The 26489-nt window shown below is 71.4% G+C and carries 25 protein-coding genes and 3 pseudogenes; 18 read left to right on the forward strand and 10 right to left on the reverse strand.

Annotated features, from left to right (window positions below):
• Positions 1 to 34: 34 nt before the first annotated feature.
• Entirely contained in the window at positions 35 to 982 is a 948-nt protein-coding gene (locus Ato02nite_RS14870) for a hypothetical protein (protein ID WP_213007090.1), read from the reverse strand.
• A gap of 1 nt (position 983) precedes the next feature.
• A complete protein-coding gene (locus Ato02nite_RS14875; RefSeq protein ID WP_213007091.1) occupies positions 984 to 1586 on the reverse strand; it encodes a hypothetical protein in 603 nt (200 codons plus the stop codon).
• Positions 1587 to 1754: 168 nt separating this feature from the next.
• On the opposite strand from Ato02nite_RS14875, the gene Ato02nite_RS14880 reads away from it, so the two are divergent.
• The 9 genes from Ato02nite_RS14880 (at position 1755) to Ato02nite_RS14920 (ending at position 8986) form a co-directional block, all read left to right on the forward strand.
• A complete protein-coding gene (locus Ato02nite_RS14880; protein WP_213007092.1) occupies positions 1755 to 2123 on the forward strand; it encodes a DUF2089 domain-containing protein in 369 nt (122 codons plus the stop codon).
• On the forward strand, positions 2120 to 2365 hold the full coding sequence (locus tag Ato02nite_RS14885) for a hypothetical protein (RefSeq protein WP_213007093.1): 246 nt from the start codon (positions 2120 to 2122) through the stop codon (positions 2363 to 2365). Before Ato02nite_RS14880 ends, Ato02nite_RS14885 begins: the two co-directional genes overlap by 4 nt.
• Positions 2366 to 2378: 13 nt before the next feature.
• Positions 2379 to 2789 (forward strand): SHOCT-like domain-containing protein, encoded by a 411-nt coding sequence (locus Ato02nite_RS14890; RefSeq protein WP_213007094.1) that lies wholly within the window; start codon positions 2379 to 2381, stop codon positions 2787 to 2789.
• Entirely contained in the window at positions 2786 to 3529 is a 744-nt protein-coding gene (locus Ato02nite_RS14895) for an ABC transporter ATP-binding protein (RefSeq protein ID WP_281419741.1), read from the forward strand. Before Ato02nite_RS14890 ends, Ato02nite_RS14895 begins: the two co-directional genes overlap by 4 nt.
• Positions 3526 to 4287, forward strand: coding sequence for an ABC transporter permease (locus Ato02nite_RS14900; RefSeq protein ID WP_213007095.1), 762 nt, complete (start codon positions 3526 to 3528; stop codon positions 4285 to 4287). Before Ato02nite_RS14895 ends, Ato02nite_RS14900 begins: the two co-directional genes overlap by 4 nt.
• Before the next feature lie 16 nt (positions 4288 to 4303).
• Positions 4304 to 4924 carry an MBL fold metallo-hydrolase gene (locus Ato02nite_RS14905; protein WP_213007096.1) on the forward strand — a complete coding sequence of 207 codons (621 nt, stop codon included), beginning with the start codon at positions 4304 to 4306 and terminating at the stop codon, positions 4922 to 4924.
• 911 nt (positions 4925 to 5835) lie between these two features.
• Positions 5836 to 7707: a pectate lyase-like domain-containing protein gene (locus Ato02nite_RS14910; RefSeq protein WP_213007097.1), complete on the forward strand. Its 1872-nt coding sequence runs from the start codon at positions 5836 to 5838 to the stop codon at positions 7705 to 7707.
• Positions 7708 to 7757: 50 nt separating this feature from the next.
• Complete coding sequence (locus Ato02nite_RS14915; RefSeq protein ID WP_246606972.1) at positions 7758 to 8255, forward strand: MarR family winged helix-turn-helix transcriptional regulator; 498 nt, start codon at positions 7758 to 7760, stop codon at positions 8253 to 8255.
• A gap of 101 nt (positions 8256 to 8356) precedes the next feature.
• Positions 8357 to 8986, forward strand: a complete 630-nt coding sequence (locus tag Ato02nite_RS14920) for a putative glycolipid-binding domain-containing protein (RefSeq protein ID WP_213007098.1) — start codon at positions 8357 to 8359, stop codon at positions 8984 to 8986.
• Positions 8987 to 8994: 8 nt separating this feature from the next.
• Here Ato02nite_RS14920 and rho read toward each other — a convergent pair.
• Positions 8995 to 10119, reverse strand: a pseudogene (gene rho, locus Ato02nite_RS14925) (transcription termination factor Rho); the annotation flags it as partial.
• A gap of 311 nt (positions 10120 to 10430) precedes the next feature.
• On the opposite strand from rho, the gene Ato02nite_RS14930 reads away from it, so the two are divergent.
• Both Ato02nite_RS14930 and Ato02nite_RS14935 read left to right on the forward strand, forming a co-directional pair.
• Entirely contained in the window at positions 10431 to 11291 is an 861-nt protein-coding gene (locus Ato02nite_RS14930) for a hypothetical protein (protein ID WP_213007100.1), read from the forward strand.
• On the forward strand, positions 11288 to 12883 hold the full coding sequence (locus tag Ato02nite_RS14935; RefSeq protein ID WP_213007101.1) for a class I SAM-dependent methyltransferase: 1596 nt from the start codon (positions 11288 to 11290) through the stop codon (positions 12881 to 12883). The genes Ato02nite_RS14930 and Ato02nite_RS14935 overlap by 4 nt, the downstream gene beginning before the upstream one ends.
• A 30-nt stretch (positions 12884 to 12913) precedes the next feature.
• On the opposite strand, the gene surE is transcribed toward Ato02nite_RS14935, so the two are convergent.
• The 4 genes from surE to Ato02nite_RS14955 form a co-directional block, all read right to left on the reverse strand.
• Complete coding sequence (gene surE, locus Ato02nite_RS14940; RefSeq protein ID WP_213007102.1) at positions 12914 to 13699, reverse strand: 5'/3'-nucleotidase SurE; 786 nt, start codon at positions 13697 to 13699, stop codon at positions 12914 to 12916.
• Between the two features lie 58 nt (positions 13700 to 13757).
• The gene (locus tag Ato02nite_RS14945) at positions 13758 to 14606 is read right to left on the reverse strand and encodes a pyridoxal-phosphate dependent enzyme (protein WP_213007103.1); all 849 of its coding nucleotides are present in this window, start codon (positions 14604 to 14606) and stop codon (positions 13758 to 13760) included.
• 76 nt (positions 14607 to 14682) lie between these two features.
• The gene (locus Ato02nite_RS14950) at positions 14683 to 15855 is read right to left on the reverse strand and encodes a glycoside hydrolase family 27 protein (protein WP_246606974.1); all 1173 of its coding nucleotides are present in this window, start codon (positions 15853 to 15855) and stop codon (positions 14683 to 14685) included.
• Between the two features lie 29 nt (positions 15856 to 15884).
• The gene (locus tag Ato02nite_RS14955; protein WP_213007104.1) at positions 15885 to 16457 is read right to left on the reverse strand and encodes a hypothetical protein; all 573 of its coding nucleotides are present in this window, start codon (positions 16455 to 16457) and stop codon (positions 15885 to 15887) included.
• 14 nt (positions 16458 to 16471) lie between these two features.
• Here Ato02nite_RS14955 and Ato02nite_RS14960 point away from each other — a divergent pair.
• Positions 16472 to 16561: pseudogene (locus Ato02nite_RS14960) on the forward strand (IS5/IS1182 family transposase); the annotation flags it as partial.
• A gap of 31 nt (positions 16562 to 16592) precedes the next feature.
• Here the strand turns inward: Ato02nite_RS14960 and Ato02nite_RS14965 are convergent.
• The 3 genes from Ato02nite_RS14965 to Ato02nite_RS14975 form a co-directional block, all read right to left on the reverse strand.
• Entirely contained in the window at positions 16593 to 17831 is a 1239-nt protein-coding gene (locus tag Ato02nite_RS14965; RefSeq protein ID WP_213007105.1) for an acyl-CoA thioesterase/bile acid-CoA:amino acid N-acyltransferase family protein, read from the reverse strand.
• A gap of 136 nt (positions 17832 to 17967) precedes the next feature.
• Positions 17968 to 19065 carry a glycosyltransferase gene (locus Ato02nite_RS14970; protein WP_213007106.1) on the reverse strand — a complete coding sequence of 366 codons (1098 nt, stop codon included), beginning with the start codon at positions 19063 to 19065 and terminating at the stop codon, positions 17968 to 17970.
• A complete protein-coding gene (locus Ato02nite_RS14975) occupies positions 19055 to 20056 on the reverse strand; it encodes a glycosyltransferase family 2 protein (RefSeq protein ID WP_213007107.1) in 1002 nt (333 codons plus the stop codon). The genes Ato02nite_RS14970 and Ato02nite_RS14975 overlap by 11 nt, the downstream gene beginning before the upstream one ends.
• Positions 20057 to 20260: 204 nt before the next feature.
• On the opposite strand from Ato02nite_RS14975, the gene Ato02nite_RS14980 reads away from it, so the two are divergent.
• The 6 genes and pseudogenes from Ato02nite_RS14980 to Ato02nite_RS15005 all read left to right on the forward strand — a co-directional run.
• Positions 20261 to 21421 carry an LCP family protein gene (locus tag Ato02nite_RS14980; RefSeq protein ID WP_438873041.1) on the forward strand — a complete coding sequence of 387 codons (1161 nt, stop codon included), beginning with the start codon at positions 20261 to 20263 and terminating at the stop codon, positions 21419 to 21421.
• Between the two features lie 89 nt (positions 21422 to 21510).
• Positions 21511 to 22368: an MEDS domain-containing protein gene (locus tag Ato02nite_RS14985; RefSeq protein WP_213007108.1), complete on the forward strand. Its 858-nt coding sequence runs from the start codon at positions 21511 to 21513 to the stop codon at positions 22366 to 22368.
• Positions 22365 to 23288, forward strand: coding sequence for a sensor histidine kinase (locus Ato02nite_RS14990; protein WP_213007109.1), 924 nt, complete (start codon positions 22365 to 22367; stop codon positions 23286 to 23288). The genes Ato02nite_RS14985 and Ato02nite_RS14990 overlap by 4 nt, the downstream gene beginning before the upstream one ends.
• A gap of 119 nt (positions 23289 to 23407) precedes the next feature.
• Positions 23408 to 24898 (forward strand): GGDEF domain-containing protein, encoded by a 1491-nt coding sequence (locus Ato02nite_RS14995; RefSeq protein WP_213007125.1) that lies wholly within the window; start codon positions 23408 to 23410, stop codon positions 24896 to 24898.
• A gap of 244 nt (positions 24899 to 25142) precedes the next feature.
• Entirely contained in the window at positions 25143 to 26090 is a 948-nt protein-coding gene (locus tag Ato02nite_RS15000) for a transcriptional regulator TrmB (protein ID WP_213007110.1), read from the forward strand.
• A gap of 168 nt (positions 26091 to 26258) precedes the next feature.
• A pseudogene (locus Ato02nite_RS15005) lies at positions 26259 to 26489 on the forward strand (sugar ABC transporter substrate-binding protein); the annotation flags it as partial.

The following is a 26489-nucleotide window of genomic DNA, read 5'->3' on the forward strand; positions in this document are numbered from 1 at the left end:
CTTCCCTCGCGTCGTCGCGCCCCGAACATTACGCCTATCGGGCCTCGCGCACGGCGTGGCGGATCGCGGCCGGACCGGTCAAGTGCGGGGTGCGGACCGCTCCGGCAACGCCGGCGGCCCACCCGGCGAGCGCGTCGGCGGAGAGCCGCCCGAGGCCCGCGTCGGGCAGCCCGAGCAGCGCCACCAGGGACGTCAGGGCCTGGGTGGGCGCGAGATCGCGGCGGCGAAGCAGGGCGGTGAGGCTCAGCGCCTGATCCGGGACGCCGAAATCGGCCGCGAGAACCCGGCCCGCCGCGGCCGTGCTCTCCGGTGTGATCGGCGCCCAGTCACCCCACTGATGCCCGGCGACGAGCCGGCTGCCGTGCACCACCAGCAGCCCGGCCGCCCGCGCCGACCACCACAGCGCCACCGCCGGGTTCCGCCCGGCCAGCACGCGGGCCGCGGTCGTGCACGGGGTGGGCCGCCCGGCGCCGTCCCACAGGTGCAGGCTCCAGGCCGGGGTGAGCGGGACGGTCCACGACGACTGCCCGGTCAGCACGGCGCCGGCCGCCGCGGCGGCCGGGTCGAGACCGACCAGAACCAGCCCGGTGCGGGGTGCAGGCACCGGCGGACGTCGCGGCGGGCGATCCAGCCGAAGTTCCGGGGGTACGCCGAGGGCGCGGCACACGTCGGCGACCCGGGCGGCGTCGGTGTAACGGGGTTCGTCGTGGGCGAGCGCCCGCCGCAGCAGCGAACTCCCGCCCCGCATGGCCGCCTCGGGGCCGTGCGCGACCGTCCCGTCCGGACGGTAGGCGGTGACGGTCAGCCCCGGTTCGTGGCGCAGCGCGTAGGCGACCGCCCGGGTCGCCGCGCCCACCTCCCGCGGATCGGTGCGCAGCCGGCACCAGCCGTCGTGCTCGGCGACCACCGCGGCCGCGGCCTCCCGGCCGGCCAGCGCGCCGATGCGGTGCGCGGTGGCCCGCACGGCGAACAGTTCGACCACGTCAGGTCCGGGCCAGCCAGCGCTGCCAGCGGCCGGCCGGCGGTTCGGCCTCGACCCGGCGGGCGTCGTACAGCCCGGGGTCGCCGCCGTCGAGCAGCGACCGGCCGACCGCGTTGTCCGGCAGGTCGAGGAGCGCGCAGACCCGGCGCAGCAGGTCGGGCAGGGCAGTGCGGTCCTCGCCCGGCACCGGGTCGTTGCGGACCATGGCGAGGGCGGCGGCGCGGTCCGGCCGTTCGTAGAGCGTGGCGACCTCGGCGCAGTAGGCGTCCCACTCCTGCCGGTCGGCCAGGTAGCGGGCCGGGTCGGCGGGCGGTTCCCAACCGGCCGACCACTGCAGCGCCAGCTCGCCGGCTCCGCTGAGCACCAGCGCCTCGGCCACGAACTCGTCGCAGAGCAGCAGCACGGCGGTTCGCATGGTGCGGGCGACGACGGCGCGGGCCGGCCGGGCGAGCCGGTCGGTCGACGAATACGTCCGGCCGGGCGAGTCGAACAGCACGATCGTGCCGAGCGGATCGTCGACGACGTACCCGCCGATCTTCCCCACCCGCACCGCCTCGGTGACCTCCGCAGCCGAAGCTCTGGTGACCAGCGCATACGTGGACAAGCCGTGTCACCCCCAGCGATTCCGGCGGGCGCGAGTCTAGCCAACCATTCATGATCTTCAGCGCGCCGGATGCCCTTCGCGGCGTTCCCCGCACTTTGGAGTTCAAGAAAATCAAAATCTGAGAATTCAGACCTTAAGAAAATCAAGTTCCAGATGTACGTTGTACGCATGGAGTGGCAGGAACTGACCGACCTGACCCGGGGTCAACCGTTCGTGGTCGAGCGGGTTCGCCTGGCCGGCAGCGACATCGCGATCGAGGGCCGGTTCGAGCCGCCGCAGCTGGCCCAGCTCGGCCCCGACGACCAGGTGTTCGTGGCCGCGTTCGTGCGCTCGCACGGCTCGATCAAGGAGATGGAGCGCATCTTCGGGGTGAGCTACCCGACGATCAAGTCCCGGCTCAACCGCATCGCCGAGCAGCTCGACTTCGTCGAGACCGACCCCGAACCGGCGGCCGGCGCCGCCGATGTCGTCGATCGCCTGCAGCGGGGCGAGATCAGCGTCCAGGAGGCGCTGTCCCAGCTGGACCGGCCCCGATGATCCCGCAGCTGGTGACGGTCCGGGCCGGCCGGCGCCGGTTCTTCGTGCCGGTCCTGCCGGTGGTGCTGGTGCTGGCCCCGCTGTTGCTGCTCGCGGTGCTGGGCGGCCTGATCGCATGCCGCGTCTACCGGATCAGCGCGCTGGGTGCGCTGCGCGGCCTCGGGCGACTGCTGTGGGCGCTGCCCGGCGCCCGGTTCGAAATCGACGACGGTCAAACGGCCGTGCGGGTCAGTGTCCGATGAGGCAGGAGCACCGATGAACGAGCAACGCCGCCAGATCCTGCAGATGCTGGCCGACGGGAAGATCACCGCGGACGAGGCCGAGAAGCTGCTCGACGCCCTGGCCCGGGAGAAGCCTTCGCCGGTGACCGCGAAGATGCCGAAATATCTGCGGGTGGAGGTCACCTGGGAGGACACCGCGGGCGACGGGCCGGGCCGGATCAACGTCCGGGTGCCGCTCAAACTGCTCCGCGCCGGGGTCCGGCTCACCAGCCTCCTCCCGCCGCAGGCGCTCACCCGGGCCAACGCGGAGCTCGGCAAGGCCGGCGTGCCGATCGACCTCACCCTGCTCAAACCGCAGCAGCTCGAGGAGCTCATCGAGCACCTCGACGACGTCAGCGTCGACGTTGACTCGTCCGACGGCAAGGTAAGGGTGTTCTGCGAATGATCTCGGTCAGCGGACTGCACAAGTCCTATTCAGAGCTCCACGTGCTCCGGGGTGTCGACTTCGAGGTGACCGCGGGCAGCATCTTCGCGCTGCTCGGCTCGAACGGCGCCGGCAAGACCACCATCCTGCGGATTCTCGCCACCCTGCTGAAGCCGGACGGCGGCACGGCCACCGTCAACGGGTTCGACGTCGTGTCCCAGCCGGCCGAGGTGCGCGAGTCGATCAGCCTGACCGGCCAGTTCGCCGCGGTCGACGAGATCCTCACCGGCCGGGAAAACCTCATCCTGATCGGCCGGCTGCGCCGGGTGGACGACCCGAAGGGCACGGCGGACGACCTGCTCGCCCGGTTCGGTCTCGCCGAGGCGGCCGGGCGCCGGGTGGCGACCTACTCGGGCGGCATGCGCCGCCGCCTCGACATCGCCATGAGCCTGATCGGCACCCCGCCGGTCATCTTCCTCGACGAGCCCACCACCGGCCTCGACCCGGAGGGGCGGATCGAGGTGTGGCAGGTGATCCAGCAGCTGGCCGACAGCGGCACGACCGTCTTCCTGACCACGCAATACCTCGAGGAAGCGGAGAAGCTCGCCGACCGGATCGCGATCCTGCACCAGGGCACGATCATCGTCTCCGGCACCCTGGCGGAGCTGCGGGAGCTGCTCCCGCCGGCCAGCGTGGAGTACGTGGAGCGGCAACCCACCCTCGAGGAGATCTTCCTGGCGATCGTCAAGGAGCAGCGATGACCACGCACGCCCTCAGCGACACCTCGGTCATGCTGGGCCGCTCGGTGCGGCACGTGACCCGCAGCCTGGACACCATCATCACGGTCACCATCATGCCGATCGCGTTCCTGCTGTTGTTCCGCTACGTCTTCGGCGGCGCCATCGAGACCGGCACCGACAACTACGTCAACTACCTGATGCCCGGCATCCTGCTCATCGCGATCGCGAGCGGTATCACGTACACCGCCTATCGCCTTTTCATGGATCTTCAGCGGGGCATCTTCGAGCGCTTCCACTCGATGCCGATCGCCCGCTCGTCGGTGCTGTGGGGGCACGTGCTGACGTCGCTGGTGTCCAACGGCATCTCGGTGGTGGTCATCCTGCTGTCCGGGCTGGTCATCGGCTTCCGGTCCTCGGCCGGCCCGCTCGCCTGGCTCGCCGTGGCCGGCATCCTGGGCTTGTTCACCCTCGCCCTGACCTGGGTCGCGGTGATCCCCGGCCTGACCGCGAGCACCGTCGACGGGGCGGCCGCCTTCTCCTACCCGATCGTCTTCCTGCCGTTCGTGAGCTCGGCGTTCGTCCCCACCGAGACGATGCCCGGCCCGGTGCGCGCGTTCGCCGAGAACCAGCCGGTCACCTCGATCGTCAACTCGATCCGGGCGTTGCTGGAGCAGCAGCCGGTCGGCACCGAGATCTGGACCGCGCTCGCCTGGTGCACCGGCATCCTGGTGGTCGCCTACGCGCTGGCCATGCGGGCCTACCGGCGAAAGATCGGCTGAGGGTAGCGTCGGAAACGTGAAGATCACCCACCTCGGGCACGCGTGCCTGCTCGTCGAGACCGACGTCCGCCTGCTGATCGATCCGGGCACGATGTCGGATTTCGCCGCCCTGACCGACATCGACGCGGTGCTGGTCACCCACCAGCACGCCGACCACGTCGACGCCGGCCGGCTGGCGGCTCTGCTCGCCGCCAACCCGGGCGCACGCCTGGTGGTCGATCCGGACTCGGTGGGCGCGGTCGACGACCTGCCCGAGGCCCGGGTGGCCCGCCCGGGGGAGCGGCTGACGTTCGGGCGCACCAGGGTCGACGTGCACGGCGGCCGGCACGCGGCCGTCTACGGCCCGGTGCCCGGCTGCACGAACAACGCCTATCTGGTCGACGACGGCGCGTTCTTCCACCCGGGCGACTCTTTCACGATGCCACCCGGCGACGTCGACGTGCTCGCGGTCGCCATCGACGGCCCATGGCTCAAGATCGCCGAAGCGGTCGACTACGTCCGGGCGGCCGGCCCGCGCGTGGCGGTGCCGATGCACGAGGGCGAGACCACCGACCCGGCAAAGTACGCGGGGATGCTGGGCGCCTTCAGCGACGTCCCGGTCCGCCGCCTGCCGGCGGGAGTGGCCACCGCCCTCTGAAGGTCACAACCTCTTTCCGGTACGGACGACACGTCCACAACCGCACCACCACCTGACCGCCCGTACCCGCGACCGGCGTGCAACACCGGCACGTGCCGCGCCTCTCGCTCAACCGGCCCGGCTTGCCCGCAGCAAATGAGTCACCCTCCGGGCGCGCCCTCCGCGCGCCAGCACCAGTAATCGGCTGCTGCCTGATCCTGAGGGCACGGTGGTTGCGTTCGTGCCGAAGCTGGCGGCTGGGCGGGCATCCCATATCGCGAGTCTGGGATCCCGCCATGCGGGCGACGGTCCCACCCTCCGGCCACGGCACCCCGATATGCCGTCTATATCCGGCAGCGGCCGGACGACCCACGGCGAACTTGTCGATTTGCCACCCTGTTGAGTGCTGCACTTTTCCAAGATCTCTGAGGGTTTGGTCGAAGGAGAGGCTTGGATGATCTGCCAAGTTTGACCGACGCCCGCGCGGACCTGCTCCGCCGAACCGAGGTCGTCGGAGTGCTTCCGGACCAGGCCCCTGTGCCTCCGCAGGGAGCAGAGCAGTGCGTCTTGGTGGGCAGCACAAGGTGGCCGTGCGGGAGGGGTGTCGCATTGCGAGATAGGCGCGGCACGTGCCGGTGTTGCACGTCGGTCGCGCGGGCTGGGCGGCCGGGTGCTGGTGCGGTTGTGGACTTGTCGCCCGTACCGGAAAGGGGTCTTCCGGAAGGATGTCGCCGAGCGTTCGGGCGACGGCGCAGGCCAGGGGCGCCGGTACCGGTACCGGCGCCCGTTCGGGCAGTTCCTGGTGCGGAACCGGGCCGAGATGTCCGGAGCCGCCGCCTATGCCGCTCTCCGTGTGGTTGACATCAACGAGGTTCTGTTGCCAGCTGTGATCCAGTCTGTTGCAAACCCTTTACGGGAAGGACCCCTCCAGCATGACGACTCGCGCCGGGCGAGCGGTCCGCCGGCAGTTCGGGCGGATGTTCGCCATCGGTCTGGCGGTGGTTACCGTCGGCTCGCTGACCGGTACCGCCGCGCACGCCGACCCCACCACCAAGGCGGTTCCCACGCCGGCTTTCGGCAGCAACGTGACCATCTTCGATCCGAGCCAGCCGGTGGAGCAGATCCAGGCGGTGCTCGACGCGACCTACGCCAAGCAGGTCAACAACGAGATGGGCACCGATAGATTCGCATTCTATTTCAAACCGGGCACTTACGGTACGGATACCAAGCCGCTGAAATTCAAGGTCGGCTACTACACCGAGGTCGCCGGTCTCGGCGCGTCCCCGAACGACGTCGTGATCAACGGCAAGATCGAGGTCTTCAACCGCTGTACCGCGGCCGACGGCTCGAACTGCCTCGCGCTGGTCAACTTCTGGCGCACGTTGTCCAACCTGAAGCTCAAGGTCAACGGTTACGGCGAGACCGACGGCTGCCGGGGTGCCACCAACTTCTGGGCGGTGTCGCAGGCGGTGTCGCTGCGCCGGGTCAACGTGGACGGCGCGTTCTCGCTGATGGACTACTGCGGCCCGGGCCCGTACTACGCCAGCGGCGGCTTCATCGCCGACTCGCAGTTCGGAGCGGTGACCAACGGTTCGCAGCAGCAGTGGCTGACCCGTAACAGCAAGCTCACCGGTGCCTGGAGCAACGCGGTCTGGAACCAGGTGTTCAGCGGTGTCGAGGGTGCGCCCAGCGAGGCGGAGTTCCCGGCCACGCCGTACACCACCCTGGAGAAGACCCCGGTCAGCCGGGAGAAGCCGTACCTGTTCATCGACGCCGACGGCAAGTGGAACGTCCGCGTTCCGTCGGCGCAGAAGAACTCCAGCGGCATCAGCTGGGGGGCCGGCCTCACGCCCGGCCGCACCATCCCGCTGAGCAAGTTCTTCATCGCCAAGCCGTCCGACCCGGAGTGGCTGATCCAGGCCAACCTGCTGCTCGGCAAGAACTTGCTGTTCAGCCCGGGTGTCTACAACATCGACCAGAGCCTTACCGTGCTCTGGCCGAACCAGGTCGTGCTCGGCCAGGGTCACGCGACGCTGACCGCCGTGAACGGCGCCACCCCGCTGCGGGTGCTCGACGTCCCGGGCGCCATCGTCGCGGGCCTCACCATCGACGCCGGCACCAAGGAGTCGAAGGTCCTGCTGCAGGTCGGCACCAAGCTGGGCCTGGGCGCCAGCTCGGCGAGCAACCCGACCACGCTGTCCGACGTGTACTTCCGGGTCGGCGGCCCGCACATCGGCAAGACCGACACCGCGCTCGAGGTCAACAGCGACAACGTCCTCATCGACCACACCTGGGTGTGGCGGGCCGACCACGGCGTCGAGGGCTTCAGCGGTGACACCGAGCGGTGGAAGACCAACACCGGTCGCTACGGCGCCGTCATCAACGGCGACAACGTGACCGCGACCGGCCTGTTCGTCGAGCACTTCCAGAAGTACAACACCGTCTGGAACGGCAACGGCGGCACCACCGTGCTCTACCAGAACGAACTGCCGTACGACCCGCCCACCCAGGCGGACTGGATGAACGGCAAGGTCGAGGGCTACGCCGGCTACAAGGTGGGGGACAAGGTCAAGACCCACAACCTGTACGGCGCCGGCGTGTACGTCTTCAACCAGAACAACCCGGCCATCCACACCGAGAACGGCTTCGAAATGCCGAACCGTCCCGGCGTGAAGCTGCACCACATCATGACCGTCAACCTGAACGCCGGCACCATCGACCACGTCGTCAACGGCGTGGGCGAGGCGGCCGACACCACCAAGGTCGGCCAGCCGGTGTTCGTCACCGATTACCCGGCACCGTGATCGCGGCAGGGCCGGGGTGGCGATAACCCCGGCCCTGCAATGATGTCGTAGTGCAACCCTCGTCCGATCACGAGCCGGCCGTTCAGGCGCTGATGCGTGCCAGCCGTGCTCTGGTCGGGCTCACCGTCCGCGCCCTCGCCGACGTCGAGGCGGACGTGACGATCCCGCAGTTCCGGGCCCTGGTCGTGCTCTCCACCCACGGCGGCTCGATGCGCGGCGCCGACATCGCCGAGGAACTGAACGTCAACCCGTCCACCGGCACCCGGATGACCGACCGCCTGGTCGGCAAGGGCCTGGTCCGGCGGGTGCGCTCCACCGACGACCGCCGGGTGGTGCAGCTTCGGCTCACCGCGGCCGGGCGCGAGATCGTCGAGAAGATCATGGCCCGGCGCCGCACCGAGCTGGAACGGATCGTCGCCGAGACGGCCCCGGTCTGGCAGCCCGCCGTGACCGACGCGCTCACCGCGTTCGCCCTCGCCGCCGGGGAGATGCCCGAGCAGGAGTGGTGGATGGGCTGGTCCCGCCAGACGGCCGATCTGCAGGACTGAGTTCCGGACTTTGGCGCGCCGCTACCCGCCGGACGGGTGGCGGCAATCCTTGCATGGTGCAATGGTGTGGGAATCCCCATCACCGAGAGGCGGCCGCAGAGATGACCCTGGGAGCAGCGTCCACCCAGCGCCGGGTGGCGTCCGCCCGCGCGCACGGACCTCTGGTCTGGCAGCGCACCGGCACGATCGGCACCGAGCTGGTGCTGCGCGACGATGCCGCGCCGGGCGTCGTGACCGGTTCGGCGGTGGTGGGCGGCACCGAGCCCTACACCACCCGCTGGCACGCCGACCTCGACGGTGCCTGGCGGGTGCGGTCCCTGACCATCACCTGCGAGGGCAGCGGCTGGCGCCGTAATCTCGCGCTCGCGCGCACTCCGGACGGCCCGTGGACGTGCGGCGGCGAACACTCCGGCAAGCCCGAGGCACCGCCGGCCGGCATTGCCGACCCGGCGCGCATCGACGACGCCGCGCTGCTGATGGTCACCGACTCGCCGATCTTCCTGACCTGGGCGATGCGCTCGCTGAAGCTCGCCGCCGGGGGAGCCGCGACGACGACGCCGGTGGTCCGGGTGCGGATGCCGTGGCTGACCGTGGTGCCCGGCATGGCGACGTTCCAGCAGGTCAGTGACAATCGGCTGCGGGTCACCGGGGATGGCCCGGCCTGCGTCTACGACCTGGACGCCGAGGGAATCGTCACCTATCAGGCCGGTCGTCTGCGCATCACGCCCTAGCTGATCGGTCAGTTCGGCATGGACGTGGCCACCCGGCGGAGGAACTCGCCGTTCGAGTTGGTCGTGCGCAGCTGGTCGAGCAGCTGGTTCAGGGCGTTGCGGGGGTCCTGGCCGGTCAGTGCGCGGCGCAGCTGGGCGAGCACGGCCAGCTCGGCGCGGCCCACGACGGTCTCGTCGTGCCGGGTGCCGCTGGCGGCCACGTCGATGGCCGGGAAGGTGCGCGACTCGGCGAGCGAGCGGTCCAGCTTCAGCTCGGCGTTGCCGGTGCTCTTGAACTCCTCGAAGATCACTGTGTCCATCGCCGAGCCGTTCTCCACGAGGGCGGTCGCGATGATGGTCAGCGAGCCGCCACCCTCGATGTTGCGAGCGGCGCCGAGGAAACGCTTGGGCGGGTAGAGCGCCGTCGAATCGAGACCGCCGGACAGCGTACGGCCGCCGCCCCGCGCCGTCAGGTTGTAGGCCCGGCCCAGCCGGGTGATCGAGTCGAGCAGCACCACGACGTCCTCGCCGTACTCGACGAGGCGCTTGGCCCGCTCGATGGCGAGCTCGGCGACGGCGGTGTGCTCCTGCGGCGGCCGGTCGAACGTCGCGGCGACGACCTCGCCCCGCACCGTACGCTGCATGTCAGTGACCTCCTCCGGCCGCTCGTCGATCAGGACGACCATGAGGTGGCACTCGGGGTTGTTGACCGCGATCGCGTTGGCGATCTGCTGCATGATGATGGTCTTGCCGGCCTTGGGCGGCGCCACGATGAGGGCGCGCTGACCCTTGCCGATCGGCATGACCAGGTCGATGACCCGGGTGGTCAGGATCTTCGGGTCGGTCTCCAGCCGCAGCCGCTCCTGCGGGTAGAGCGCGGTCAGCTCGTAGAAGTCGGGACGGCGGCCGGGCTTGCGGCCGTTGACCGCCTCGACCGACAGGGTGGCCGGCCGGCGGTGGCCGGTGACCTTGGCGAAACCGGTGACCCGGTCGCCACGGCGCAGGCCCAGCTGGCGCACCTGCTGCATGGTGACCTGGATGTCGTCGGCGCCGGGCAGGTAGCCCTCGGCGCGTAACCAGGCGCGGTCGTCGACGATGTCGAGGAGCGCGTCGACGGCGACATCGGCGGTGGTTTCGGTGGGTTTCGGCGTGCGGGATCGTGGTGTACGGGTAGCGAGATCTGTCATCGAGGGACTCCTCAGAAGGCCGGTTGTCCGGCAGGGGAAGCCGCCCGGGGGTACACGTCATCGACGCGCCCAGCGGCTTGATGGAAGCACGGCCGGGTCTTCAACTCTCGGCCGGTGAGGGAGGACCTCGGGGGCTAACCGCCTGCATCCGGGATCCGTCTGGGCCAAAGGTAGCACCTCCGGCTCTCGGCGCAACACCGGCATGCCCCCGGTTGTTCCTTGACTCACCGGACACGATCCGTTTCCCGGCCGTTCGCCTCGGCGGTGTGGGATGAAGCGTGCATCACGCGAACCACTACTACGGGCACTCGCACGTCCTGGCCCGGTACTGCGGCCTCGACGACACCGACCCGCCGCGGCTGCACGGCTACCTCCAGCACGGCTGGAACATCGGCGACGGCCTCGCCCCCGACCACGAGTACACCCCCGGCGTGCCCAGCTTCCTGTGGTCCGAGCGCACCCGCCGCCGCGCCTGGTCACTCGGCCGCCGCCAGGGCTACGTGGTCGGTGCCCCGTTCGCCTACCTGCTCGCCATGGACCCGCTGTCCGATTCCGATCGGCGTGAGGGCACGATCTGGTACCCGTTCCACGGCTGGGAGGGCCAGCACGTCGTCGGCGACCACGACGGCCTGATGGCCGAGATCCGGCGGACCGAGGACGGCCCGGTCACGGTGTGCCTGTACTGGCAGGAGTACCGCTCGGCGAAGCTGCGGCGCCGCTACGAGAGTGCCGGCTTCCGGGTGATCTGCCACGGCTACCGCGGCGGCTGGTGGAGGGACCTCGACCCGGGCTTCCTCTACCGGCAGCTGGCCGAACTGCGAAGGCACCGGAGGGTCGCCTCCAACCGGCTGTGCAGCGCCGTCTTCTACGGCGCCCTGGCCGGCTGCGAACCCGCCGTCTACGGCGACCCGATGCACCTGGAGAACGAGAAGGCCGCGTTCGGCGGTCAGCCCCGCATCCTGCGCGAGTGGGCCGCCCTGCACGGCCCGCACCCCGACCCCGAGGCCGCCCACCGCATCGCGGTCGACGAGCTGGGCGCCGACCGCCTGCTGTCCCCGGCCGAGCTGCGCCGCCTGCTCGGCTGGCCGATGCCCACCAGCGTCCCCGACGCCGAGCTGACCGGAGTGCTGACCCGATGACCGAGCTGATCGGCGGCGAGATGACGGCCTGGTCCGACCTCGACGGTAACCACGGGCCCGCCCCTGCCGCCGGCGCCGAGTGGGGGCCCCTGCTGGGCACCGCTACCGGCCACACCCTGGTGGCGGGCCCGCACGCCCCCGCCCTGATCGACGCGATCCCGGCCGGGCAACTCACGCTGCTGGTCCGCGGCGTGCCCGACGCCGAGTCGCTGGCGGCCCGCTACGCGACCCGCCCCGGCGTCACCATCCGCTGCGGAAGTCTGGAAAAGCTTTCCGGGGCGTACGACACGGTGGTCGCCCTGGACGGCCTGGACCGTCTCCTGACCACCGAGTCGGCCGGCCTCACCTGGGACGAGACCCTGACCCAGCTGCTGTCCCTGCTGCGTCCCCGGGGTCGCCTGGTCCTGCGCGTGGAGAACGGCTTCGGCCTGCACCGCCTGCTGGCGCTGCCGCCGACACCCGCCGACACCGAGTGGGTGGGGCCCGACGGCCACACCCGACCCACCGGCCCCGACGCCGTCCGCGCCCGCCTGTCCGCCGCGGGCGTGCCCGTGGTCCGCGACTACGCGGCCTACCCCGGCGCCCTGCTGGGCGGCGAGATCCTGGCCGACCAGGCCCTGCGCGGCTTCCTCGAAGCCACCCTGACCGCGGCCCCGGCCCCTTCGCCCGCCCAACTGGCCGAACCGGCCCGCCTGATCACCGGAGCCCTGCGTCACGGCCTGGCCGACGCCCTCGCGCCGGCCTGGGTCTTCGTCGCGGGCCCCGGTCCGGCCGGCCCCGAGGCACTGATCGCGGCCGCCCCTCCGCCCGGTGTCGCGGCTGCCCCGGCGGTTCACGCCGGCCCCCGGGCGTCCGCCGCCGGTTCCGCCGGCGCCGCCGGTTCGGGTGATGTGGCCGCGTCCGCCGCCGGTTCCGCCGGTGTCGCCGGTTCGGGTGATGTGGCCGCGGGCGCCGAGGAGGTGCGCCGGGACGCCGGCAGTCGTTGGGTGCGCGGCGGGGGAGTGCCTGTCCCGCTCGGGCGCACGCTGGAAGATCTGCTGGTCGAGGCCGCCCGGCGGCGGGCCACGCCGGTCGTGCGTGAGCTGCTGACGGCCTGGCAGCAGAGCCCGGCGGCCGGGGTTCCGGCCGGACAGGTCGTGGTCGGCGCGGACGGGGTCCACCGCGGCCTCGTCCCCGCCGGGAGACCGGTCGAAGCCCTGCGCCGCCTCGCGGCGACACTGATCGCCGGCGGCGACACCCATCTGTGGCCGTCCCCGGCCGACGAGGCCGAGCTGACCGCCCTGCTGGCCGGCATGACCGGCCGCGAACTGGACCCGCGCGACGCCCCGGCGGCCCCGCGCCCCGGCGTCACCTCGATCCGCGAGCTGACCATCGTCCGCGACCGGCTGGAACGCGAACTGGCCGACGCCCGCGCGCAGCACGAGTTCTACGAGCGCCAGATCGCCTTCCGCGACCACGAGCTGAAGCGCTTGCGCCGGCACAACGCGGTGCTCTCCGCGACGGTCCCCGGCCGGGCCGCGAACACCCTGGTCGGCGGCCTGAAGGCCGGCCGCCGCGCGGTGCGCGCGGTGGTCCGCCGCACCCGCGGCTGATTGCCGGGCGACGCGCTGGTCCGTCGAGGCTCAGTGCGGAGCACGCTGGGTGGGTATCGCTGTGTTCGCGGCCTCGGCGACGGGCCGCAGCGCGGTGAGCGCCGCAAAGCCCTGCTCGAGGAGGGCAACGTCGCTGCCCTCGTCGGCAGGGTCGCCGCGCTCCAGGGTGAGGCGGGCGAAGTCTGCGCCCTGTTCGGCCACCGCCATACGGACCTGACCGAAATTGGCCAGCGTTGCGCGGCGCAGGCCGGCCAGCTCGGAACCCGCCCGATCGGGGACGTTGAGGTTGGCCACCGTGCCGGGCGGTGATTCGGTCAGCCAGTCCACCAGGTCGGCGGCGAGATCGGCGGCCGTCGTCCAGTGCAGACTCGCGTCATCGGTGATGGTGAACGCGGTGCCGCCACTGTCCAACTCGCCCGGTGCGATGACGTCCAGGGAGATCGCCAGGGCGCGCGCGCCGTGGTTCGCGGCGGTCAGGGCGGCACCCACCGTGCCGGAGTGCAGGACCGCGCGGCCGGTGTTCGCGCCCCGGTTGATCCCGGACAGCACGACGTCCGGGGGCGGGCCGAAGACCCCGAGAAACGCCAGCATCACGATGTATGCGGGGGAGGCGGCCACGGCGTACCCCGGTGGTCTGGTTTCGAAAGCGACCCGGCCGCCCTCGGTGACCGCCGTCAGGGCGGCGCTCATGCCGCTCTGCTCCTCGGCCGGCGCGGCCACCACCGTGTCGTAGCCACGGCCACGGACCGCCTCGGCGAGAGCCCGGATGCCGGGCGCGTCCACCCCGTCGTCGTTGGTGATCAGCACCCGCGTCATTCGATGTCCACCCCGGATCCCCACTGTCTCAGGTATCCCAGTGGTAACACGAAATTCGCTACAGCACTGGCTGGTCGACGCCGAACAGGCCGGGGAGGCCGCCACTGTGCAGGAAGACCACGCGGCTGCCGGCGGTGGCCGTGGCGGCGAGGCCGGCCATCGCGCGGCCGGTATAGATCGGGTCGAGAAAGAGGCCCTCGGTGCGGGCCGCCAGCCGCAGCGCCGCACGGACCGGATCGGTGACCGTGGCGTAGCCGGCGCCCACCTGGCCGCGGTCGATGCCGAGCCGGCCGGGGTCGTTCGGCAGCAGGGCGCGGACGGCGGCGTCCGGCTCGGGAACGGCGCCGGTGTCGACGCCCAGCACCCGGTCCGCGCCGAGGCCGAGCACCAGGCCGGCCATCGTGCCGCCGGAGCCGAGCGCGACGACCACCCGATCGAACTCGGCCTGCTCGGTCAGTTCGCCGGCGCACTCGGCGTAGGCCTGGATCGACGTGGGGGTGGAGCCGCCGAGCGGGATCAGGAAGGAATCGGCACGGGCGGCGGCCTGCTCGGCGGCCACCTCGCCGGGCGGGCGCTCGCCGGACCAGACGATCTCGGCCCCGGCGAGCCGGTCGAGCAGGAGGTTGCCGGTCTCCCGGGCGGGGGCGTGGCCGGCCAGCACCAGCACACAGGCCAGGCCGTGCCGGGCGGCCGCGCCGGCGGTGGCGCGGGCATGGTTGGACTGCGGTGCACCGACGGTGATCAGCGTCGTCGCGCCGGCGGCCAGGGCCTCCGCGCAGGTGATGCCCAGCTTGCGGGCCTTGTTGCCACCACCGCCGAGGCCGATCAGGTCGTCCCGCTTGATCCACAACCGGTCGAGTCCGAGTGCCGCGGCCAGGCGGGGCGCGTTCTCCAGGGGCGTCATCATGATCGCTATTCTCCCCACCGGACGGGCGCCAGGAACGGGCTTGCCGCGGTCGCGGGCCCGCCACGCGGTCACTGCCTCACCCGACGCGGTAGAGCACCACCTCGTGGGCCGGCACCGTCGCCCGGACCGTCCCCGTGGTGGCGGACACGGCACCGGTCCACAGGTCGGTCAGGGTGCCGCTCGGCGTGTCGGCGGTGATCGTCGTGGCGGTGCCGGTCGAGTTGAACAGGGCCACCGCCACGTCGCCGTTCGCGAGCGGGCGGGTCAACACATACAAACCCGTGGAGGCGGAAGCGACGGTGGCCGCCCGGCCCAGCGGGTCCTGGTCGACGGCGATGACCGCGGCGTTGGTCAGCAGGGCGAGGGTCGCGGGGGTCGCGTCGGTCAGGTCGGTGCCGATGATCAGTGGGGCGGCCAGCATGGACCACAGGGTCAGCTCGGTGCGGTCCTCGGTGGCCGACATGCCGTTGCCGATCTGGAGCATGTCGGGGTCGTTCCAGCCGTACGGGCCGGCGTAGCGGGACAGGCCCACGGTCTGCTGGAAGATCGACAGCATGCTTGCGTAGGTGGGCTGGATGTCGCCGGTGGTGCGCCACAGGTTGCCGTAACCGGCCGCCCAGCGGGCCACGTCCTCGGTGCCCCAGCTGGACATGCTGAAGACGATCGGGCGGCCGGTGGCCACCAGCGCGTCGCGCATCCGGGCGTAGCGGTCCTGGGCCGGCGCGGCCGTACCGTCGGGGCAGGCGATCTGGTCGCAGCCGGGGCCGGCGTAACAGTTGTCGTACTTGACGTAGTCGATGCCCCACCCGGCGAACAGCCTGGCGTCCGCGGTCTCGTGCCCGAGGCTGCCGGGCAGCCCGCCGCAGGTCTTCAACCCGGCATCGGAGTAGATGCCCAGTTTCAGCCCGCGGGCGTGCACGTAGTCGGCGACCGCGGCGATCCCGGACGGGAAGCGGGCCGGGTCGGCGCGCAGGTTGCCCGCCGAGTCGCGGGTGGTGGCCTGCCAGCCGTCGTCGATGTTGACGTAGACGTAGCCGGCGTCGCGCAGGCCGGACGACACCATCGCGTCGGCGGTCTCGCGGATCAGGGTGTCGGTGACGTCCAGGCCGTACGCGTTGTAGTCGTTCCAGCCCATCGGCGGAGTTGCCGCCAGACCGTTGTAACCGCGGTCGAGCGAGCCCGACGCCACCTGGGAGCCCGGGAGAAGGGCGGCCAGCACGACTGCGAGCAGGACACCGACGAAACGCACGCGGCCCAGTGTTACCGCCGAGGCTGTGCTCAGCCTGTCCCGCAGGAACCGTCGGCGGCGGGTGGGGCGATGACGAAGTCCGGGCCCGCCGCGGTGAAGCTGCCGTGGACGCAGGCGTCACCGGCGGACGCCGCGAAGACCGGCCCGGACCGGACGATGATCCTGGTCAGGCCGGCCGAGCGGAGCGCGCTCTCGACCTCCGGTTCACCGGGCGCGGCGCCGGAGCCGGCGGCGAGCAGGGAGAACTGCATCCGCAGGAAGTGGACGCACGCCTCGGCACCGGGCACGGCGGCGGCCGGGACGACGCCGCGGGTGGGGGTCGGTCGGTACTGCTCGGCCAGCGCCCGGCGGGCCCGCTGCTCCGGGTCGTTCACGTCGAACGAGGCCGAAGGGTCCAGCGACGGCACCGGATTCGGGCCCCGCGCGCAGTCGGCCGCGCCGGACGTCACCGGCGCGGGGACCGGCACGGGAATGGACGAGTCAGCACCGGTGACGCTGACCACCACGGTGACCGTCGAGGGTGCGGCGGCGGGGTCGGTGCTCGCGCACCCGGCGAGCAGCATCGCTGCGGCACAAATCAAAGCCCATCGATTGCCTGACACCCGTGCGAGGATAGCGGCTGCGCTGCTGCCCGCGCCGCGCGACCGCGATCGTGCAAGCCATCCTCGTCCTGCACCACGTCGAAGCCAACCGCTACCCAGGATGAGCGGGGCTCAGTGCCCGGCCGAACCGCGCCGTCAGCGGACGGATTCCGTCCGGGCCGCGAGAAACTTGAGCAACTCAGACCAGGCGTCCAAACGGCCGAGGGCGTCCGCCTGCTGGGTACCGCCGACGTTGCCGTCGGGCGTGTTGACCCCTCCCGCCACCGGGATTCCGACGTTGTGGCCGGCGTCCGGCTCCTGCAGCTCGGTGTAGGGTCGCGCGCGCAGCCGGTCGCCGATCGCCCGGGTGAACGGGCAGCTCGCCATGACCGCGTCGTCTTGGCCGCAGAGCAGGAACACCGGGCCGCGTATGCGTTCCACCGGAATTCTCGCCCGGTCATCGGCCGGTCGCGGGTCGTTCTTCTCGGTGGAATCGACGTACGGGATCGGCCGCCCGTGCAAGGTCCAGGCCGGTCCGATCCCGCTCGGATAGCCGGCGTGCACGACCGAGCTGGGTGAGCCGACGACGACCCCGTCGACCAGGCCGGGAAAGCCGACGGCGAGCAGGAGCGCGGCCTCCGAGCCGCGGGAGAAGCCGTAGACCTCGATCCGGTGCGGGTCCACTCCCGGTTGGCGGGCCAGCCACCGTGCGGCGGTGGCGAAGTATTCCAGCGGAATGTTCTCCAGATTTCCCGGCTGCCCGGGAACGTGGAAGTAGCCGATACCCAGCGCCGGGTAGCCCTTCGCAGCCAGGGCCCTGGCGACGAGGACTCCGTTGGCCGTCCCGCCTTCGGAGCCGCCGAAGGTGAGCACGGCCGGCCGGCGGACCGTGGTGTCGTGCGGGCTGAACAGGGTTCCCGCGAAGCCTTCCTGCGCCACGCTCGTCTCCCGCTCGGTGACCGAGGACGGCGCCCATTCGCGGGTCAGCGACGCGGTCGCCACCGACCGCCCGTCCAGCGAGGCGGCAAGGTGGACGGTGACCACCGGGGCGACGAGGGTGTGGACGCCGGGATCAGTCATCGACCACAGAAGTCCGGCGTCGTGCGCGCCGGTGTAGTCGCCGGCCACCGGGGCCGTCCGAGCCGGGTCGATCCGGCCGGACGAATCCGGACGGAACGTGGCGCTCGACCGCCATAGGTCGCCATGACTGTCGGTCGCGGACGCGGTGAGGGTGATCAGTCTGCCCGGCGGCGCTCCGGTGACCGTGACACCGAGCGGCGCGTCGAACAACGCGTCCGGTGCCGCCACCGTGATCCGGACGTGGTCAGCGGCCGGACTGCCGCATCCCGACGCGACCAGGACCCCGGCCGCGGCAACGGCCAACCATCGACGCATGCCACCCCCCATGACGAAATCAGCGACCAGTCAACCAGATCCGACTCGGAACCCGTCGGGCTCGCCTCCGCCGATCGATCCGGGGCTCGCCGGCCGCACTTCGTCTGGCGCGGGCCCCCGTGCGTCTCAACGGTGCCTAGCCGGTCACCTGGTCGTAGATGTCCTCGAGGCGGTCGGTCTGCCGGACCAGGTCGAACTTGGACTCCATGAACGCTCGGGCCTGTTTGCCCAGGCGTTCGCGGAGGTCCGGGTCGGCCAGCAGGCGGCCGATGCCGGCGGCCAGCGCCGGCCGGTCGCCCTCGGGGCCGAGCAGGCCGGTCTCGCCGTCGGTGACCGCTTCGGGGATGCCGCTGTGCCGGGTGGCGACCACCGGCAGGCCGAGAGCGGCCGCCTCCATGATGGTGGTGGGCAGACCCTCGGTGTCGCCGTCGGCGGCGGTGCGGGACGGGGCGGCCAGCATCCGGGACTGCAGCAGCACCTGGTGGACCTCCGACGGTGGCCGGGAACCGAGGAAGTCGGCGTTGACGTGCAGCCTCTCGGCGTACGCGCGAATTGCCGGAAGCAGGGGGCCGTCGCCGACCAGGACCGCCCGGGGTTTGTCGGGACCGAGCGCGGCGAGGGCCGCGACCAGATCGTCGGTGCCCTTCTTCTCCACGAAGCGGCCGACGAAGGCCACGTCCCAGCGTTTCGGCCGGGTGCTGAACGGCGGGATGGGCACGCCGGTGTAGTGCACGCGCACCTTGGCCGGGTCGGCGCCCCAGCCGATCGCCTTGCTCTTGATGACGTTCGAGACCGCGATGATCGACGCCGCCCGGTCGAACACGGTCTGCAGGTTGCGGCGGTAGCGCAGGCCGTGCGCGCCGCCGCTGGCCGGCTGCCGGGTCACGTCGTGGCCGTGCACGGTGACGATCAGCGGGATGCCGAGCCGGGCCGCCTCGCCGCTGACCAGCCAGCCGTCCCCGCCGAAGTGGGCGTGGACCAGATCGAGACCACCGAGCATTCGCCGCAGGCGCGGCGACCGCCCGGTCAGGCGCAGGCGGAGGAAGGCGTTGCGGTCCGCTTTCGAGGGGTACGCGATGAGATCGGTATCCCGGGCGCAGGCCGACTGAACCTTGGTGGCACCGAGATAGACCGGTGTCCACCGGGTGAGGGCATCGCCCTGGTTGCGCACGAACGTCTCGGACCCGCCGAGCATGGCGCTGCGCCAGATGCCGACCCGGCGATCAGCGGACATCGGCAGAGCGTGGCTCTTCGGCAGCGGAGGCAGCGGAGGCGGCGGAATCGGCGGCGGCGGATCTCCGGCCGACCACCAGGTCGCGCAGGCGGTGCCGCAGGGTCGGCGGCAGGGTCCAGATCTGCAGGAACGTCACGTAGTCGATGGCGCTCGGCCGGCCGTGGGCGCGGGCCTCGGACAGCAACTCCCGGAAGACGCGGCCGCTGCGGGTCGGAGCGGCCATGGAACTGAGGACGCTCATGGTGAAGGCAGCGTACGCCCTCGGCGTGAAGAGCTCGTGGTTGGCGCGCAGCCATTCGAGCTGCTCCTCCCACGGGTTCTGCAGGCTGATCCGGTCGCGGTTCTCGTCCTGGTGCCACAGCACGAGCGCCTCGTCGGCGTAGAGCAGCTCGACGTCGGTCTGGCCGATGGCCCGCAGTGCCCAGTCGAGTTCCTGCTGGCGGCGCAGTCCGACGGTGAACGGGACGCGGCGCAGCAGCTCGGTCGGCGCCATGATCGTCGAGGTCTGGATGAAGCCGTCGCCGTAGAACAGGCCGCGGCGGACGGTGAAGTACTCGCTGAGCGGCTCGCCGGGCGCGGGCAGGCGGCGCGGCATGATGGTGTCGGCCCGCGGGGTGCGGCTGATCATGCGGGTGGCGACGACCGGGGACGCCTTGGTGGCGGTGGCGGCGAGCTTCAGCTGCGCCTCGATCTTGCCGGGCAGCCACTCGTCGTCGTCGTCCAGCAGCGCGGTCCACCGGCCGCGGGCGGCGAGCGCACCCTGGTTGCGGGCGTTGGGGGCCTTGCCCCGCCGGGGCAGCTCGATGACCCGGACCCGCTCGTCGCCGATCGCCTCCAGGGCCTCGCGGGTGACCGGGTCGGGCCCGTCGGCCACGACGACGACCTCGAGGTTCGGATGCGTCTGGGCGAGGGCGCTGCGCACGGCTCGGGCGGCCAGTTCCGGCCGGTTGAGCGTCGGGATGACGACGCTGACATCCGGGTCTGAGGACATGGGTGACCTGCCTAGCGGGAGGGGAGGAGCTGGCGGGTCGGACGCTATGGGCGCCGGGAAGCCGTCCGGTTAATGGAAGGAGGCATCGAAGGGAAGGGCGGGAATCACAGGTTCCTGCCAGATATCTCTCACCGAATTCTCACCGGCCAAGAGCAATCTTTATGGCCGCGGCATCCGTCTTATAGGTGGAGCCGCCACGAGGAGATGATCTTGAGAAGGAAACCCCGTCGCCAGCGCAGTCCGCGCTGGGCGCGCCTGTGCCTGACCTTCGGTGCCCTGTTCACGGTGGTCGGCGGAGGGTCGGTGGTGGCGATCCAGGCGACCGTCGCGGCCACCACCCGGTCGGTCAGCCAGCAGAGCCTGATCGGTGCGGCCGCCAACCGCGAGGTGAAGCACGCGTCGGTCACCGGGGCGAAGAACATCCTCCTGGTCGGCATCGACGCCCGTAAGGACGCGCTGCCCACGGCCGGCACCCGGTCCGACTCGATCATCCTGTTGCACATTCCGGCCGGCCACGACTCCGGCTACATGATCTCGTTGCCCCGGGACAGCTACGTGCCGATCCCGGCCTACGACAACGGCAAGCAGTCCTTCGCGGGCGGGAAGAACAAGATCAACGCGGCGTTCTTCTTCGGCAGCCGCGGACTGACCGGGCCGGCGGCGCTGTCGCACGGCTTCGAGCTGCTCTCGCTGACGATCAAGGAGCTGACCGGGATCACGCCCGACGCCGGCGCGATCATCGACTTCGAGGGCTTCAAGAACGTGGTGAACGTGCTCGGCAAGGTGTGCATGTACGTCGACGAGGACACCACGTCGATCCACGTCGGCACCAACGACAAGACCGGCAAGGCCGCGGCGCCGTATGTGATCAACAAGGACGGCACGCTCAAGTCCAAGATCAAGGGCGTGACGCCGAAGTTCTACGCCAAGGGCAACCACTGCTTCACCCCGGCCGAGGCGCTCGACTTCGTGCGCCAGCGCGACCTGCTGGCCAACAACGACTTCGACTACGGCCGCCAGCGGCACCAGCAGCAGTTCTTCAAGGCGATCATCAACCAGGCGGTGAAGGACGGCCTCTCCTCGCCGACCAAGCTGCCCAGCCTGATCAAGGCGATCGGCTCCACCATGACGGTCGACACCGGCGGCATCTCGCTCGAGGACTGGGTCTTCGCGATGAAGGGCATCAACCCGAGCGACCTCATCACGATCAAGACCAACGAGGGCAAGTTCAACCCCGAGTCGGTCCCCGGCGTCGGTGAGGTCGAGCTGCTCAACGACGACAGCCTCGACCTGCTCAAGGCGGCCAAGAACGACACCGTGGCCGAGTTCGCCGCCACCCACCCCACCTGGGTGTCCAGCACGTAATCTGTCACTCTCGCGGGGTAGCGCCGTCACACGGGGTGGCGGGTACGTTGTATCCACACCCCGTCACTCTGCGGTGAGAGGAAAGCGCCGTGAGCGGGTTACCGCTCCTAGATCAGGTCACTCTCGGTGATCACATCTGCTGGACCGTCGACGACGACGCCATCCGGATGGAGGCGATCGCCGGCTTCGTCCGGGCCGGCCTTCGTGACCACCATCGCGTGCTCTACTGCGGCGACGACCCGGACGACGTCCTCGAGGGTCTCCGGCGGCACGGCGTCGACACCCGCACGGCGCTCGGCACCGGTGACCTGAACGCGACCACCGCCGAGGCCAGTTACCTGGCCTGCGGTTCGTTCGACCCGGTGGCGACGGTGGACATCTGGCACACGGCGGTCACCACCGCGCGGGCGGCCGGTTACCGGGGTATCCGGGTGGTCGGCGACATGACCTGGGCCAGCCGCCGCGTCCCCGGCGTCGAGCACCTCCCGTCCTACGAGGCGGACATCAACCACCTGGTCTTCGCCGACGGCTTCGTGGCCGGCGTGTGCGCGTACGACCGGCGCCACTTCGACCCGCTGCACCTGCGCCGGCTGCTGTGGGCGCACCCGGGCGCGGCCGGCTCCGAGATGCCGTTCGACCCCGCCTCGTCGCTGCGGGTGCGGCGGGTCCGCCGGCCGTGGGGCCTGCGCGTGGCCGGCGAGGCCGACCTGTCGAACCGGGACGCCCTGCGCGCCGTCGTCGAGCACATCTTCGACGATCATTCCGAGGTCACCGTCGACGTCTCCGGCCTGCGGTTCGCCGACATCGCCGCGGCCCGGGTGCTGGTGGACGTGGCCGCGAGCGGCGCCGGCCGGCTCCGGCTGACCGGCTGTTCACCCAACCTGCTCCGGCTTCTCGACTTCCACGGTGCCGGCAGCGTGGGAGCCCTCACCGTGGAAACGCGATGACCACCCGGCATTTCGACCATCCCGGCCTTCTCTACCACGATGCCGACGGTTTCCTGTCGGCCACCCTGCCGTTCGTCCGGTCCGCGATCCGGGCCGGCGAACCGGTCCTGGCCGCCCTGCCCGGCCACAATCTCGGCCTGCTGCGGCGTGCGCTGGGCGCCGACGCCGGACGGGTCGACTTCGCCGACATGACGGTGACCGGCCGCAACCCCGGCCGCATCATCCCCGGCCTGCTCCTGCGTTACGCGGCGGCCCACCCCGGCAAGCGGGTCAGCTTCGTCGGCGAGCCGGTGTGGCCGGGCCGCACCTCCGTCGAGTACCCCGCCTGCGCCGCCCACGAAGCCCTGATCAACACGGTGTTCGAGGGCCGCGACGCGACGTTCCTCTGCCCGTACGACGCGACCCAGCTCACCTCGTCGGCGATCGCCGACGCGTGGCGCACCCACCCCGTCATGATCGACCACGGCGTACGGGTGTCGAGCCCGTCCTACGGCGATCCGGTCACCACCGCCGGCGACTTCAACGTGCCGCTGCCCCCACCGCCGGCGTCCGCCGAGGTCCTGGCCTACCGGCGGATGCCCGACCTGGCCGGGGTGCGGGCCCTGGTCCGCCGGCGGGCCGGCCCGCTGCTGCCCCGGGAGCGGCTCGAGGAGATGGTCCTCGCCGCCCACGAGCTGGCCGCCAACACGCTCAGGCACACCACCGGCCCCGGCCGGCTCGCGGTCTGGACCGAGCCCGGCCTGTTCGCCTGCCAGGTCGACGACAGCGGCCACATCACCGACCCGCTGGCCGGGCGCGTCCCGCCGCACCCGCTGCTGTCCAGCGGCCGCGGCCTGCTGCTGGTCAACCAGATCTGCGACCTGGTCCGCATCCACACCGGCCCGGCCGGCACCAGCATCCGCACCCACGCGCTGACCTGACCGGCCCGATTCCTCAGACGGACGGCCCGCCGGTCGATACCGACCATGTGATCCCGGGCCGGTCGACCGCCACGCGCATCCGCCGAGCGCTCTCGCTCGCGCTGCGCCATGACCCCGTGATGATCGCGGCGGTGCTGTGGGCCCTGGCCGGCGTCGGTCTGCTGTTCGGTCTCGGCGGTCACTCCGACGGTCAAGTGCGGGTGTTCTGGCTCTTCCAGGCGCCGCTGGACGCCCTGCTCGCGTACTCGTCGTGGCGGGTCTTCCGGATGGCGACCGGCGCTCTGCGCCGCTTCTGGCGGATTCTCGCCATCGCCGGCGCGCTGTTCACGATCGGCGACAGCACCCAGGTGGTCCTCGCCTTCCACCGCCACGGCCAGTGGTCCACGGCCGGCGGCACCGTGCAGGGTGTCTGCTTCGCGGTCGGCATGGGCGCGGTCATCGTCGCCATGCTGCTGCACCCGATGCCCGGCCAGTCCCGCCGGGAGAAGATGGCCTTCTGGCTGGACTCGACCACGGTCCTGGTCGGTGGCGCGGTGGTGGCCTGGTGTTTCGCCGTCGGCAACGCCGGCGCCGAGGACCTGGTCGGCATCCTCACCACCGGCGCCATCATCCTCACCGCCGGCTTCGCCGCGGTGAAACTCGTGCTCAGCGGCAACGCGCCGATGCACCGGGCGGCAGCCATCCCGATGGTCGTCTCGGCCGGGGTGAACTCCCTCGGCTTCTTCCTGGCGCCCGGCGCCGACGGTCCTCTGCCCGCCTACGTCTACGCGATCCGGTTCTTCCCGTCGCTGCTGATCGCGCTCGGCCCGCGGATCCAGGAGATCGTGGTCCGGTTCGACGCGGCGATCGGGTTCGGCTCGCGCCGCCGGCGGCGCTACAGCCTCCTTCCGTACGGGTCGATCGCCGTCGCCTTCACCGCGGTGCTCGCTGTCCTCCCACGTGACACCACCGCCAAGGTCCTGGGCGCCGTCGCCGGGCTGGGCCTGATCTTCGCCCTGGTGGTGCTGCGCCAGCTGGCCGCGTTCCACGACAACACCCGGCTGCTCGACCAGCTCGACGTCACCCTGGCCGAGCTGCGCGAGCACGAGGCCCGGCTGCGCCACCAGGCCCTGTTCGACGGCCTGACCGGGCTGGCCAACCGCACCCACTTCCACGAGGAGGTGACCGAGGCGCTGGCCACCTGCGCGCCCGGCACCACCTGCCTGCTGCTGATCGACCTGGACGGCTTCAAGGCGGTCAACGACACGCTCGGGCACGCGGCCGGTGACGCCCTGCTCGCCGGGGTGGCCGACCGGCTGCGCGCGTCGGTCCGGGAGAACGACCTGGTGGCCCGGCTCGGCGGTGACGAGTTCGCGATCCTGCTGCGCGACTGCGGCGACGAGGACGCGGTGCTCACCGCCAAGCGCATCCTGGAGTCCCTGGCCGACCCGATCCGGTACGGCGACACCGCGGTCCGGGCGAACGCCAGCATCGGTCTCGCCTGCGGCGGGCCCGGTGACGAGGTCGGCAGCCTGCTGCGCGCGGCCGACCTCGCCATGTACGCCGCGAAGCACGACGGCAAGGGCACCTGGATGCGTTACCACGAGGACATGCAGCCCACCGGGCGGTGAGCCTTGTACAGCCGGCGGCCACCGGCTCTCGGGGATCGAACGCCGCGCTGTCGAACGGGATCACGGAAAGCACCAGATCGGCGTGCCGCCGCCGGGGCCGTGGGCGAGAAATCGCATCGTCGGAAGTCCTCTGGGCTGGGAGATGCGCGTGGGGAGATAGACGTTCGTGCACATGCAGGTGCTCGTGCAACGGATCGGACACGGCGGCTTCCGTTCATGGCGTAAATCCGCCAAACTGCGCGGCGTGCAGCCTGACGTGCTGGGCCTCGGGGCCGACGAATCCGCGGCCTACCGTGCCCTGATCACGGTGCCGTCGGCGGGGCCGGTCGAGTTCGCGTCGCTGATGCGGGTGCCGGCCGACCGGGCCAGGTCGCTGCTGTCCGGCCTCGAGGCGGCCGGGCTGGCCGTGCGCGGCCTCGGCGACCCGGAACGGTTCGTGGCCGCCCCGCCCGCCACCACGCTGCGCGACACGCTGCGCCGCCGCCGCGAGGAGCTGCTGCGGGCCGAGGCCGAGCTGGGCGTGCTGGACGAGGTCTACCGGGCGGCCACGCTGCGCCGCGGTGCCCCCGGTGTGGTCGACGTGATCCGGGGTGCCGACGACGTGCGCGAGGCGTTCGGCCGGCTGCAGCTGGGTGCCCGCGACGAGGTGCTGTCGCTGGTGAAGGCGCCGATCGCGGTGATCAGCGCGGCCGAGAACGTCGAGGAGGACAGCGCCGTCGCCCGGGGCGTGCGCTACCGGGTGGTGTTCGAGCGGGCGATGCTCGACGAGGAGCCGGACGCGTACGCCCGGATCGTCGCGGCTCGGCGGGCGGGCGAGGAGATCCGGATCGCGGACGCCGTACCCCTCAAGTTGTTGATCGTGGACCGGGAGCACGCCTTCATGCCGCTGAACGCGACGGGCCCGCCCGGCGCCCTGCTGATCTACGAGAGCGGGTTGCTGCAGGCGCTGATCGCCCTGTTCGAGTCGGAGTGGCGCCGGGCCACTCCGGACGGTGCGAAATCGCTCGACGACCTGGACTCCCGGATCGTCGGCCTGCTGATGACCGGCCTGACCGACGAGGCGGTGGCCGCCCACCTGGGCACGTCGTTACGCACGGTCCAGCGCCGGGTCCGGCACCTGATGGAGCTGACCGGCGGGCGGACCCGCATGCAGCTCGGTTTTCACGCCGCCCGTCTCGGCTGGTTGGACTGACGAACACCGTCTGTTATCGATAACAATTTGGCTTCTGAACCGGCCGGTTGCATTTGGGAAACAAGTTTCTTCAACATGTCGCGGACGTTGCCAGAACTGTTGACACCCCCGGTTGTTAGCGTTCACACTCGACGCCACGCCGCCGCCCCGATGAAGGAGTAACGCGCAATGAAATTTTCCCGGATGGGGGCTGTCGCCTCCGCCGCTTTCCTTACCGTCGCCCTCGCTGCCTGTGGCAGCAGCGAGAAGAACGCCGACAAGGAGGCCGCCCCCGGCGACACCAAGGGCGCCCTGATCGGTGTCACCATGCCGACCCGTTCCTCGGAGCGGTGGATCTCCGACGGTGACAACCTGAAGAAGCAGCTCGAGGCGCTGGGCTACCAGGTCGACCTGCAGTAC

Source organism: Paractinoplanes toevensis (assembly GCF_018332695.1).
Classification (GTDB): domain Bacteria; phylum Actinomycetota; class Actinomycetes; order Mycobacteriales; family Micromonosporaceae; genus Actinoplanes; species Actinoplanes toevensis.

Excerpts from the sequence above, each read along its gene's own strand:
- Ato02nite_RS14965 (WP_213007105.1), bottom strand. The coding sequence starts at position 17,831 with ATGCGTCGATGGTTGGCCGTTGCCGCGGCCGGGGTCCTGGTCGCGTCG.
- surE (WP_213007102.1), bottom strand. The coding sequence starts at position 13,699 with ATGACGCGGGTGCTGATCACCAACGACGACGGGGTGGACGCGCCCGGC.
- Ato02nite_RS14895 (WP_281419741.1), top strand. The coding sequence starts at position 2,786 with ATGATCTCGGTCAGCGGACTGCACAAGTCCTATTCAGAGCTCCACGTG.
- Ato02nite_RS14885 (WP_213007093.1), top strand. The coding sequence starts at position 2,120 with ATGATCCCGCAGCTGGTGACGGTCCGGGCCGGCCGGCGCCGGTTCTTC.
- Ato02nite_RS14945 (WP_213007103.1), bottom strand. The coding sequence starts at position 14,606 with ATGATGACGCCCCTGGAGAACGCGCCCCGCCTGGCCGCGGCACTCGGA.
- Ato02nite_RS14900 (WP_213007095.1), top strand. The coding sequence starts at position 3,526 with ATGACCACGCACGCCCTCAGCGACACCTCGGTCATGCTGGGCCGCTCG.
- Ato02nite_RS14910 (WP_213007097.1), top strand. The coding sequence starts at position 5,836 with ATGACGACTCGCGCCGGGCGAGCGGTCCGCCGGCAGTTCGGGCGGATG.
- Ato02nite_RS14935 (WP_213007101.1), top strand. The coding sequence starts at position 11,288 with ATGACCGAGCTGATCGGCGGCGAGATGACGGCCTGGTCCGACCTCGAC.
- Ato02nite_RS14980 (WP_438873041.1), top strand. The coding sequence starts at position 20,261 with ATGATCTTGAGAAGGAAACCCCGTCGCCAGCGCAGTCCGCGCTGGGCG.
- Ato02nite_RS14890 (WP_213007094.1), top strand. The coding sequence starts at position 2,379 with ATGAACGAGCAACGCCGCCAGATCCTGCAGATGCTGGCCGACGGGAAG.
- Ato02nite_RS14990 (WP_213007109.1), top strand. The coding sequence starts at position 22,365 with ATGACCACCCGGCATTTCGACCATCCCGGCCTTCTCTACCACGATGCC.
- Ato02nite_RS14995 (WP_213007125.1), top strand. The coding sequence starts at position 23,408 with ATGATCGCGGCGGTGCTGTGGGCCCTGGCCGGCGTCGGTCTGCTGTTC.
- Ato02nite_RS14970 (WP_213007106.1), bottom strand. The coding sequence starts at position 19,065 with ATGTCCGCTGATCGCCGGGTCGGCATCTGGCGCAGCGCCATGCTCGGC.
- Ato02nite_RS14880 (WP_213007092.1), top strand. The coding sequence starts at position 1,755 with ATGGAGTGGCAGGAACTGACCGACCTGACCCGGGGTCAACCGTTCGTG.
- Ato02nite_RS14920 (WP_213007098.1), top strand. The coding sequence starts at position 8,357 with ATGACCCTGGGAGCAGCGTCCACCCAGCGCCGGGTGGCGTCCGCCCGC.
- Ato02nite_RS14975 (WP_213007107.1), bottom strand. The coding sequence starts at position 20,056 with ATGTCCTCAGACCCGGATGTCAGCGTCGTCATCCCGACGCTCAACCGG.